Raw genomic sequence first — 11,388 nt, 5'->3', positions numbered from 1 at the left:
AGGCCTGAGCCCCGGACGCCCTTCGGGTGTGGCCTCAACCGCCGGCCGGGCTTAAGATTTTCCGCCCGGCCGGCGTTTGAGGCCGATCTTTGAGCCTGGCCGGCGAGGCCTTTAGGGAAGGGGCGGGGTGGGGGACAGATCTCTGACGCCCACCCCACCGGACCCGGCGTCGTCGAGCGGCGCCTGGGGGGCGCGGCTGGCCGACCACGCCGCCCACAGCGCCGCATAGTGCCCACCCGCAGCCACGAGCTCCGCATGCGAGCCCGTCTCCACAACCCGCCCCTCGTCGAGGACGACAACCCGATCCGCCGCCGCGGCCTGCGGCAGCCGGTGCGCCACCAACAACCCCGTACGCCCCTCAAGAGCCCGCGCCGCCGCGGCCTCCAGCACCCGCGCCCCCGCACTGCCCGCGTCGGCGGTCGCCTCGTCCAGGATCGCGACCGGAGGGTCGGCGAGGACCAGGCGGGCCAGCGCCAAGTGCTGCGCCTGGGCCACCGTGAGCCGGTGCCCGCCCTCACCGACGACCGTGTCGATCCCCGAGGGCAGCGCCTCGGCCCAGGAGAGCGCGTCGACCTTGGCCAGTGCCGCGCGCAGTTCGTCGTCCGTGGCCGAAGGACGGGCCAGGCGCAGGTCGTCGGCGAGCGGACCGGCGAACACATGGACCTCCTGGTTGATCAGCGCCACGGTCCGACGGATCCCGGCGGGGCCGAGCTCGCCGGCGTGCACACCGCCGAGGGCGATCACCCCCGAGGACGGCTGGTGGATTCCGGCGATCAGCTTCGCCAGGGTGGTCTTCCCGGCCCCGCTCGCGCCGACCAACGCGACCCGTTCCCCGCTCTGCACCTCCAGGTCGACCTCGCTCAACACGGGGTGGCCCGGCACGTACGCGTGACTGAGTGACGTCACCTTGACGGAGCCGTCTACCGGAGCGGCGGGCCGCGCGGGCTCGGACTCGGGCGGCAGGTTCGACACACCGATCAGGCGTGCCAGGCTCGCCCCGGCGGACTGAGCCTCGTCGATGAGGAAGAGTGCCGCGTTGATCGGATTGAACAGGCTGTGGAAGTAGAGCGCCGCAGCCGTCGCCGTGCCGATGCTCACGGCGTCACGGTCGACCAGCACGAATCCGGTGACCAACACCGATGCCAGGCCGACGAACTCGGCCAGGTTGAGCCGCGAGAAGAACCCCGTCACCAGCCGGATACCGCGCAGCGCCAGGTCCACGGAGTCCTGGGAACGCCGCTCAAGGAGCGCCGCGTGACGGTCGTTCAGCCGGAACGCACGTACGGTCCGTACGCCGCCGACACTGTCGAGGAGCTGGTGCTGCAGCGCCCCGGTCGCCACCCGGTGGTTGGCGTACACGGGGACGGCGCGCGGCAGATACCACCGCACGGTGAGGACGTGGATCGGCACGGCCAGCAGGACCGCGAGCAGGAAGCGCCAGTCCAGTACGGCGAGACCCACCAGCGTCAGCGCGATGGTGAGCAGCGAGCGGCTGAACTCCGGCAGTGCCTGCCGTACCGCCTTCGTCACCACGGTCACATCGCCGGTCACCCGGGAGGTCAGATCGCCCGAGCCGGCCCGCTCGACGCGTTCGAGCGGCAGCCGCAGCGCCCGCTCGATGAACCGCTCGCGCACGCTCGCGAGGACGGTCTCGCCGAGCCGGGCGACGAGCGAGCTGCCGATCGCGGTCGCGATGCCGCGGGCCACCGCCACGGCGAGGAGGAGAACCATCGGCACCGTCAGCGCGTCGGGCCCGCGCTGCTCGACGACCAGGTCGACGATGCGGCCGAGCAGCGGCGCGGTCAGCAGGCCGATGCCCGTACCGATGACCAGCACGGTCACCGCGGATACCGCGAGGAGCCGGTGCCCGCGGAGCAAGGTGCGGACGACGGCGAGGGTCTGGGCACCGGTGGCGATCGGCAGGAGCGCGCGGTCGGGCGGTCCGTCCGCAGTGCCGTCGGGCGTGCGATCGGGAGGACCGTCCGAAGTGCCGTCGGGCGTGCGATCGGGCGTGCTGGCTGCGCTCATCGTCCGTCCTTCGTCGTTCATGTCAGTACCGCCGAGCGGTACGCCTCGTCGGTGGCGACGAGGTCCAGATGGCGGCCGTCCGCGGACACGGCCCCGCCGTCGAGCACCACCACCCGGTCGGTCACGGCGAGCAGCGCGGGGCTGGTGGTGACCAGCAGCGTGGTACGACCGCGGCGAAGTTCCTTGAGGCGGGCGGCGATACGGGACTCGGTGACCGTGTCCACGGCCGTGGTCGGGTCGTGCACCACCAGCACCGGCTGGTCGGCCGCGAGCGCCCGGGCGAGCGCGACGCGCTGCCGCTGCCCGCCGGACAGCGAACGCCCGCGCTCGGTGAGCGGGGTGTCGACCCCGTCCGGCAGGTTGCGGGCCACGTCGTCCGCCGCCGACGCGGTGAGCGCGGGCCCGGCGTCCGCCGTCGTACTGTCTGCTCCGGCGAGTACGTTGTCGATGAGGCTGCTCTCGAAGAGGTCCGCGTCGTGGTGGGCGACCAGGATCGCGCCGCGTACGTCGGTGGGGTCGAGGTCGGCCAGCGGTGTGCCGTCGAGTTCGACCGCCCCTGCCGCGGGGTCGCGTTCGCGGCCCAGGCAGAGCAGGAGGTCGGTGGCCACGGCCGGGTCCTTGGCGACGAAGCCGACCAGACTTCCGGGTGCGATATCGAGGTCGACCCCGCGCAGCGCGCCCTCCGTGACGTCGCGGAGCCGGAGCCCTCCCGCGAGCGGCTCGGGCAGCGTGGCCGAGCCCGCCGTCACAGCGGGCGGCGAGGCCAGCACCTCGGCGATCCGCCCGGCCGACGCGCGGCCCTGGGCGAACTCGCCGTTGACGAAGGTGAGAAGCTGGAACGGGCCGAGCAGGAACTGGGCGAGTCCGACGGCCGCCACCAGGTCACCGACGCTGATCGCGCCGCGCATCGCCAGATGCGCGCCGACCAGCCCGATGCCCACGATGAAGATCCCGGTCAGGGCGAGGATCGCGCCGTCGTGCCAGGCCCGGCTGCTGGCGGCCCGCAGCGCTGCCGCGAGGGAGTCCTGGCTGGTGTGCCGGTACCGGGCGACCGCGGCAGGTTCCGCGCCGATCCCCTTGAGCACGCGCAGCCCGGCGACCAGGTCGGCGGCGACGCCCGACGCGTGCGCGGCGCGCTCCTGTTCGACGCCGCTGCGTCGTTCGAGCGGCCTGCTGATCCGGTGCCCGAGCCACAGCAGCGGTGGGATGCCGAGCAGGACCAGAAGACCGAGCGGTACCGAGATCCGCAGCAGCACCACCGCGCTGATGGCGAGCCCGGCGATCGCCGCTATCCCGAACGGCAGGACGGCAGGAACCGCGCCCACCCGTTTGGCGTCGCCGGTGGCGATGGTGGTGAGTACGCCGGGGAGTCGGCCCGCGTCCGCGCCGCCCCGCGGGTCGAGCACACGGGCGCCGAGGTCGAGCCGCAGCCGGTGCGCGGCCTGCTCACCGGCCCGTTCGCTGATCCTGGCCGCCGTGCGGTAGCAGGTGGACAGGACGAAGAAGAGGGCGGCGAGTACGAGTGTCCAGCGCAGCAGCGCACTGGACGAACCGGTCGCCACCGCCTCGTCGATGACCACCCCGATGACGACGGGAACCATCGCCTCGCACCCTTGGTGCGCCATGCCCAGGAGCGATGCCTCGACCACGTGGCGACGTTGGCCGCCGATCGCCCGTCGGAGAACGTCGCCCCCCGTTGGTCCGCCATCGAGCATTCGGTACCTCCGCGGAGACCATCGAGATAGGAGAGTTAGGTAAGGCTACTCTAACTAACAGGGCGTCTGGTGCGTTGACCCTGCGTGACGTATTCGGTTAGCCTTGCCTAACTAAATCCGTTGGTGTGGTGCCGCGTTGTGCCGTCATGTGGGGGGCGTTCCTTGTTGTCGGTCGACGCGAAGGCGGCACCCGGGAGCGAGGCGGGCGGGGCCCCGACGCGGTCGCCGCGCCGGGGTTCCGCGACGGCGCTACGCGGTCTGGGACTGCTCGTCGCCGTCGCCGCACTGGTCGTCATCGCGCTGGTCAGCGTGTGGGTCGGCACCCGCGGCATTCCGTTCACCTCGACGTGGAGCGTGCTGTGGCACCACGACGGGTCCAAGGCCGCCGTCGTCGTCCACGACTACCGCATCCCGCGCACCCTGCTCGGCCTCCTCGTGGGCGTGGCCCTGGGGGTGTCGGGCGCGCTGATGCAGGCCCTGACGCGCAATCCGCTCGCCGACCCCGGCCTGCTCGGGGTGAACCTGGGCGCGTCCACCGGCGTGGTGGTGGCCATCGGCTTCCTCGGCGTGGGATCACCGCTGGGCTATGTGTGGTTCGCCTTCGTCGGCGCGGCGCTCGCGTCGGTGGCCGTCTACCTGCTCAGCTCGGCCGGGCGTACCCCGGCCACGCCCGAACGGCTGGTCATCGCGGGAGCCGCGATGACCGCCGTGCTCTACGCCTTCAACTCGGCGGTGCTGCTGATCGATCCCGAGGCGTTCGACGCCTTCCGGTTCTGGACGGTGGGCACACTCGGTGGCCGGAACATCGAGGTCGTGTACGTGATCCTGCCGTTCGTCGCCGTAGGCCTGGTGATCACGCTGGCGCTGGCCCGGCCGCTCAACGCGCTGGCGCTCGGCGACCAGGTGGGCAAGGCACTCGGCGTCCGCGTCGGCCAGACCCGGGTGCTGGGCGCGGTCGCCGTGATGCTGCTGTGCGGCGCGGCCACCGCCGCGGCCGGACCGATCGGGTTCGTCGGCCTCGCGGTGCCGCACGTGGCCCGGTTCGTCGTCGGCCCCGACCAGCGGTGGGTACTCGCGTACTCGACACTCCTCGCCCCGATCCTGCTGCTCGGCGCGGACGTTCTGGGGCGGGTGATCGGCCGCCCCGGCGAGGTCCAGGTCGGCATCGTCACCGCCTTCCTCGGCGCGCCGCTGTTCATCGCGCTGTGCCGTCGCCGAAAGCTGGTCATGCTGTGAGCGCCCCGAAGCTCGCCTCTGACGCCGCCGCGGAGACCGCCTCGAACGCCGCCCCGGAGACCGTTTTGGACGCTGCGCCGAAGGGCACCGTCCGCGTGGTCCGCGGTCTCGTCGTACGGACGCGAGGCGGTTGGATCTCGCTGCGCGTCCAGGGCCGCGCGGTCGCCGTGTCGGCGGCCCTCCTCGCCACGTTCCTCGTCGTCGTCGGGATCACCCTGACCACAGGGGACTTCGAGCTGTCCATCGGCGAGGTCTTCCAGGCCCTGATCGGCAACGGGTCGGGCGGCGCGGACTTCATCGTCAACACCGTGCGCCTGCCACGGCTGCTGACCGCGCTCTTCGTCGGAGCGGCCCTGGCGGTCAGCGGAGGGATTCTGCAGAGCCTTTCGGGCAACTCGCTGGGCAGCCCGGACATCATCGGCTTCACCAACGGCGCGGCGACCGGCGCGCTGCTGGTCATCATCGTGCTGCACGGCAGCATGACCCAGATCGCGCTCGGCGCGCTGGTCGTCGGGCTGGCCACCGCGGTCGCCGTGTACTTGCTGGTGTTCACCGGTGGCCTGCAGGGATTCCGGCTGGTCGTCGTCGGTATCGGCGTGAGCGCCCTGCTGCTCGCCGTCAACTCGTATCTGATTACCAGGGCCAGCCTCCAGGAGGCCCTGGAAGCGCAGACCTGGCTGATCGGCAGCCTCAACAACCGTGGCTGGACCCAGGCGACCGGCGTGGGCATCGCCGTCGCGCTCCTGCTTCCGCTCGCCTTCCGCTACGCCCGCAGGCTGTCGATGCTGGAGATGGGCGGCGACACCGCCAAGGCGCTCGGCGTGGACGTAGAGCGCAGCCGGTTGATCCTGCTCGTCGTCAGCGTCGCGCTGGCCGCGTTCGCCACGGCGGCGACGGGTCCGATCTGGTTCGTGGCGCTGGCCGCCCCGCAGCTCGCCCGCCGGCTGACACGGTCGTCGGGGCCGGGGCTTGCCTCGGCCGCGCTCATGGGCGCCGTACTGCTGGCCGCGAGCGATCTCGCGGTGCAGCGGATCTTCGCACCCGCCATCCTCCCGGTGGGCACCGCGACCGGCACCATCGGCGGCCTCTACCTCATCTGGCTGCTGGTCACCGAGTCGCGAAAGAGCCGCACATGACCGAAGGGGGCCGCACATGACCGAGCCCACCCGCCTGACGACCGGCCCGACGACCGGCTCGACCGCCCGCCCGACGACCGGCCCGACACCCCGCCCGACAACCCGCCCGACAACCCGGCTGTGGGCCGAGGGCCTGACGCTGTCCTATGACCAGCGGACCGTGGCCACCGACCTCTCGGTCACCATCCCCGACGGCTCGTTCACCGTGATTCTCGGCCCGAACGCGTGCGGCAAATCCACCCTGCTCAAGGCGCTCGCCCGGATGATCAGGCCCAGAGCGGGCGAGGTACACCTGGACGGCGCCCCCATCTCCTCGTACCGGCCGCGCGAGATCGCCCGCAGGCTGGGCCTGCTCCCGCAGAGCTCCACCGCGCCGACCGGGATCACGGTGGGCGACCTAGTGGCCCGCGGCCGGTATCCGCACCAGCGGCTCCTGCGGCAGTGGTCCGTCGAGGACGAGGCCGCCGTCGCCGAGTCGATGCGGCAGACCGGCGTACTCGACCTCGCCGACCGGCCCGTCGAAGACCTCTCCGGCGGCCAGCGGCAACGCGTATGGCTGTCCATGGTGTTGGCGCAGCAGACCGCCATCCTGCTGCTCGACGAACCGACCACCTTCCTGGACATCGCGCACCAGATCGAGGTGCTCGACCTGTGCGCCGACCTCCACGAACAGCGGGCGCACACGATCGTCGCGGTGCTGCACGACCTCAACCAGGCCTGCCGCTACGCCACTCACCTGGTGGTGATGCGGGCCGGAGGGAGCATCGCCGCCGAAGGCGACCCGGCGACGGTGATGACCGCCGAGTTGGTCGAGGACGTGTTCGGCCTGCCGTGCCGGATCATCGACGACCCGGAGACCGGTACGCCGCTGGTCGTACCCGCCGCCCGCAAGCGCCCCGCAGCCCGCAGGCGCCCCGCCGCGGCGAGTGGCATGGCCGCGGCGGCCACCCCGTAGAAGGAACCCGAAGGGACCGCACTATGACTACACGCGCCGACGGCATCGAGGGCTACGCACACCTGTGGCAGGCCCCAGCGGGCCGGTATCGGTGGGTGCTGTGGACCACCGCCGAGGAGACCATGGTCTTCGACAAGGAGATCAACTGCCCTGAGGGCATTGACGAACCGGCCCTGAGTGAGGTCGTCCGCAGAATGCGCGAGGCAGGGGTGCCGGAGACCGACGCGTATCCGGGGCGCTCGTGCGGACAGGGGCGTTCGGACCGCCTGTGACGGGTGGGGCGCACCGGTTTGGCAGGTGACTTAGGTAAGGCTAACCTGAGTTGATCTGGTGTCCCCGGGTGCCACGGTGGCCGAGCCGCGCCCTGTGCACGGTGGGACCGAAGGAAGGGAAACCCTTGACCACGGCCGCCCCACGCCTCGCCGCAGCATCGTTCCGCGCCATCGCGCCCAGCTCAATCCCCGTACGGTCCGCGCATCGCACGGACGCCGCTCAACTTGCAGCCCTGTCCAGGCCGTTCGCGCGCACGGGAGCGCTGCGTGAACGGTCCTACGCCCGCTACGCCTCGGACGCCACCGACTTCCTGGTCGTGGACGCACAGGGCGGCGCCCTGGACGGCTGCCTGGGCCTGCGGGTGCACCCAGCCGAACCGGCCCGCGGCCACGGGCCCACGGGCGTCCTGTACAACTTCTGCGTCGCGCCGCGCAGCCGGGGCCGTGGTGTGGGCGCTCAACTCCTGCGCGCGGCACTGGCCCAGGCGGCCGCCCAGTCACTGCGCGCCCTCTTCACCGCCACGACCGGCGGTGGCGCGCTCTTCCTCCGCTACGGTTTCGCGCCCGCCGATGCCGGTCTCGCTCCTGCCTCCTGGGCGAACTCCCTCGACCCGCGCCGCAATTCGCGGGTACTCGGGCGCGTGCTGTGACAGCCGACAGGGGCTGGACCGCGCGTCGAAGACTCGCGGACCAGCCCCTGTGGTCGGCGGTGCGGCCAGCTTGTTCAGGCGCCGAGGATGCCCGGAAGCACCCCGGCCTGCACCGGCTCCGCCGGTGAAGGCGAGGTACGCGCGCCCGGACTCGTCCCACACCGTGCTGCCCTCACCCCTGACCAGAGCCAGCGGGGGAGTGCCGTAGGTGTCCACCATGACCGTCCGCTGCCTCGGCCTGGGCGGTCATACGTCGACCTCCTCGTCCGGAGCGTCCGGAGCATGCGGAGTGTCCGGGGCGTCCGGAACCACGGTGGTACCGGAGTGCTCGTCGCCGGTGAACACGCCCCGCAGCAGCGCGTGCGGCACGCGGCCGTCCAGTACCTGCGCCATGGGGACGCCCGCGCGGGCGGCCCGCAGGCAGCCCTCCATCTTGGGGAGCATCCCGCCCGCCAGCTCCGGCAGCAGCTTCTCCAACTCGGTGGCGGTCAGGCGGTCGATCACCTCGGTGCTGTGCGGCCAGTTCGCGTACAGCCCCGCCACATCGGTGAGCACCACCAGTCTGTCCGCGCCGACGGCCACCGCCATGGCCGCGGCCGCGAGATCGGCGTTGACGTTGTAGACCTGCCCGTCCGCGCCGCGCGCCACGGGGGAGACGACCGGGATACGGCCCTGGTCGAGGAGGGCCGCCACGGTGTCCGGGTTCACCTCGACGATGTCGCCGACCAGCCCGATGTCCACCGGCTCGCTGTCCACCCAGGCGGTCCGCCGTACGGCCGTCATGGTGTGCGCGTCCTCACCCGACATGCCCACCGCGAACGGCCCGTGGCTGTTGACGAGTCCCACCAGCTCCCGCTGGACCTGACCGGTCAGCACCATCCGGACCACGTCCATGACTTCGGGAGTGGTGACCCGCAGCCCCGCCTCGAAGCGGACCTCCAGGTCGAGCCGCGCGAGCAGCGCGCTGATCTGCGGCCCGCCGCCGTGTACGACGACCGGGCGCACTCCCGCGTGCCACAGTCCCACCACATCCCGGGCGAAGGCCCGCTTCAGGTCCTCGTCCACCATGGCGTTGCCGCCGAACTTGATCACGACCGTACGGCCCCGGAACTCCTCCAGCGCGTGGGGCGCGACCCGTGCCGTCTCCTGTGCCGCGACCCCGCTCACGAGCTGTACGCGCTGTTCTCGTGGACGTACTCGGCGGTGAGGTCGTTGGTCCAGATCATCGCGGACGCGCCGCCGGAGCGCAGATCGACCGTGACCGTGATCCGACGCCCCGACAGGTCGACCTGGTCGCGGGACTCGCCCGCCGCGCTGTCCCGGCACACCCAGACGCCGTTGATGGCCACATCCAGGCGGTCGGGGTCGAACACGGCCGCTGTCGTACCGATCTCCGACAACACTCGGCCCCAGTTCGGGTCTTCCCCGTGCAGCGCGCACTTGACCAGGTTGCTCCGGGCCACGGACCGGGCCACCGCCACCGCGTCCTCCTCGGACGCCGCGCCGACCACCTCCACCCCGATCTCCTTCGACGCGCCCTCCGCGTCCGCGACCAACTGCCGTGCGAGGTCCAGGCAGACTGTGTGTACGGCTTCCGTGAAGTCATCCGGGTCGGGTGCGACCCCGGAGGCTCCCGACGCGAGCAGCAGCACGGTGTCGTTGGTGGACATACAGCCGTCCGAATCCACCTGGTCGAAGGTGGTACGCACCGCTTCCCGCAGCGCCTTGTCGAGGCCGGGGCTGTCGACGGCCGCGTCGGTGGTCACGACGACCAGCATCGTGGCGAGACCTGGGGCCAGCATGCCCGCGCCCTTCGCCATCCCGCCCACGGTCCAGCCGCGTCCGGAACACACCGCCGTCTTGTGCACGGAGTCCGTCGTCTTGATCGCGACGGCCGCGTCCAGGCCGCCGTCGGGCGACAGCCGCCCGGCCGCGGCGTCGACTCCCGCGGTGACCCTGTCCATGGGCAGCGGGACACCGATGAGACCGGTGGAACAGACCGCGATCTCCTCCAGGTCCACTCCCACGGCTCGCGCGGTGTGCTCGGCCATCGCCCGGGTGTCCTCGGCGCCTTGGGGGCCCGTACACGCGTTGGCGCCGCCGGAGTTGAGGACGACCCCGGAGATCCGGCCGTCGGTCAGGGCGCGTCGGGACCAGCGGACCGGTGCGGCCTGGACCCGGTTGGAGGTGAACACGCCGGCAGCCGCACGCGACGGGCCGCGGTTCACCACCAAGGCCAGGTCGGGGTCACCGGATTCCTTGATCCCGGCGGCCACACCGCTCGCGAGGAATCCCTGGGCAGCGGTCACGGTCACGGAGCCACTCCATTCGTGGGCAGGCCACGGCCTTCCGGCAGGCCGAGGGCGATGTTCATGCTCTGCACCGCGCCGCCCGCGGTGCCCTTCGTCAGGTTGTCGAGCGCGCTGACAGCGATCAGCCGGTCGGTCTGCTCGTCCACGGCCACCTGCACCTGCGTGCTGTTGGAGCCCAGTACGGCGGCGGTCGACGGCCACTGTCCGGCAGGCAGCAGCCGGACGAACGGCTCGTCGGCGTAGGCGGCTTCGTACGCCGCCCGTACGCCGCGGGCGTCGACTCCCTGGTGCAGACGGGCGGAGCAGGTGGCGAGGATGCCGCGGGCCATCGGCGCCAGTGTCGGCGTGAACGACACGGCCACCGGCTCGCCCGCGACCCGCGACAGGTTCTGCGTCAGCTCCGGCGTGTGCCGGTGGCCGCCGCCGACTCCGTACGGGCTCATCGAACCCATCACCTCGGAGCCGAGCAGCCGCGTGCTGGCCGTACGGCCCGCTCCCGACGCTCCGCTCGCCGCGACGATCACGGCCTCCGGCTCCACCAGGCGCGCGGCGAAGGCCGGATACAGCGCCAGGGTGACCGCGGTCGGATAGCAGCCGGGCACGGCCACCCGGTCGGTGCCCTTCAACTCCTCGCGTGCTCCGGGAAGTTCGGGCAGTCCGTACGGCCAGGTTCCGGCATGAGGCGACCCGTAGAACCGCTTCCAGTCGGCCGGATCGCGCAGCCGGAAGTCCGCGCCGCAGTCCACGATCAGCGTCTCGCCGCCCAACTGCTCCGCGAGCGTCGCGGACTGGCCGTGCGGCAGGGCCAGGAACACCGCGTCATGCCCGCCGAGCGACGCGGCCGAGGTCTCCCTGAGCACCCGGTCCGCGAGCGCGGCCAGGTGGGGCTGCACTTCTGAGAGGGGCCGCCCCGCGCTGCTGTGCGCGGTGAGCGCCCCGATCTCCACGTCGGGATGCGATCGCAGCAGGCGCAGGATCTCCCCTCCGGCGTAGCCGCTCGCTCCGGCCACCGCGACTCGTACCGTCATGTTCTGCGCCTCTCCCTGCTGGTCAGTTAGCTTAGGCTAACCTAAGTGGTGAGGAA

10 protein-coding genes are annotated in these 11,388 nt (G+C 72.1%); 5 read left to right on the top strand and 5 right to left on the bottom strand.

Annotated features, from left to right (window positions below):
• Positions 1–111: 111 nt before the first annotated feature.
• A complete protein-coding gene (locus tag U9R90_RS03460) occupies positions 112–2,028 on the bottom strand; it encodes an ABC transporter ATP-binding protein (RefSeq protein ID WP_411054870.1) in 1,917 nt (638 codons plus the stop codon).
• A gap of 17 nt (positions 2,029–2,045) precedes the next feature.
• Positions 2,046–3,743 carry an ABC transporter ATP-binding protein gene (locus tag U9R90_RS03455; protein WP_411054869.1) on the bottom strand — a complete coding sequence of 566 codons (1,698 nt, stop codon included), beginning with the start codon at positions 3,741–3,743 and terminating at the stop codon, positions 2,046–2,048.
• Positions 3,744–3,908: 165 nt separating this feature from the next.
• Here U9R90_RS03455 and U9R90_RS03450 point away from each other — a divergent pair, with 165 nt between their 5' ends.
• From U9R90_RS03450 to U9R90_RS03430, 5 genes are all read left to right on the top strand, one after another.
• On the top strand, positions 3,909–4,979 hold the full coding sequence (locus U9R90_RS03450) for a FecCD family ABC transporter permease (RefSeq protein WP_411057624.1): 1,071 nt from the start codon (positions 3,909–3,911) through the stop codon (positions 4,977–4,979).
• 65 nt (positions 4,980–5,044) lie between these two features.
• Entirely contained in the window at positions 5,045–6,115 is a 1,071-nt protein-coding gene (locus U9R90_RS03445; RefSeq protein ID WP_411057623.1) for a FecCD family ABC transporter permease, read from the top strand.
• A 16-nt stretch (positions 6,116–6,131) separates the two neighbouring features.
• Positions 6,132–7,070, top strand: coding sequence for an ABC transporter ATP-binding protein (locus U9R90_RS03440; RefSeq protein ID WP_411054868.1), 939 nt, complete (start codon positions 6,132–6,134; stop codon positions 7,068–7,070).
• 23 nt (positions 7,071–7,093) lie between these two features.
• Entirely contained in the window at positions 7,094–7,342 is a 249-nt protein-coding gene (locus tag U9R90_RS03435) for a hypothetical protein (protein ID WP_411054867.1), read from the top strand.
• A gap of 125 nt (positions 7,343–7,467) precedes the next feature.
• Positions 7,468–7,992 carry a GNAT family N-acetyltransferase gene (locus U9R90_RS03430; protein ID WP_411054866.1) on the top strand — a complete coding sequence of 175 codons (525 nt, stop codon included), beginning with the start codon at positions 7,468–7,470 and terminating at the stop codon, positions 7,990–7,992.
• A gap of 246 nt (positions 7,993–8,238) precedes the next feature.
• On the opposite strand, the gene argB is transcribed toward U9R90_RS03430, so the two are convergent.
• The 3 genes from argB to argC are packed head-to-tail and all read right to left on the bottom strand — an operon-like array spanning position 8,239 to position 11,332.
• Entirely contained in the window at positions 8,239–9,159 is a 921-nt protein-coding gene (gene argB, locus U9R90_RS03425) for an acetylglutamate kinase (protein ID WP_411054865.1), read from the bottom strand.
• On the bottom strand, positions 9,156–10,307 hold the full coding sequence (gene argJ / locus U9R90_RS03420; protein WP_411054864.1) for a bifunctional glutamate N-acetyltransferase/amino-acid acetyltransferase ArgJ: 1,152 nt from the start codon (positions 10,305–10,307) through the stop codon (positions 9,156–9,158). Before argJ ends, argB begins: the two co-directional genes overlap by 4 nt.
• The gene (argC, locus tag U9R90_RS03415) at positions 10,304–11,332 is read right to left on the bottom strand and encodes an N-acetyl-gamma-glutamyl-phosphate reductase (RefSeq protein ID WP_411054863.1); all 1,029 of its coding nucleotides are present in this window, start codon (positions 11,330–11,332) and stop codon (positions 10,304–10,306) included. The genes argJ and argC overlap by 4 nt, the downstream gene beginning before the upstream one ends.
• Positions 11,333–11,388: the final 56 nt, after the last annotated feature.

This window comes from Streptomyces sp. E11-3, from assembly GCF_046540415.1.
Lineage (GTDB): Bacteria > Actinomycetota > Actinomycetes > Streptomycetales > Streptomycetaceae > Streptomyces.
Note: the sequence above shows the minus strand (reverse complement) of the source record. Positions and strands in the feature narration are given on the sequence as shown.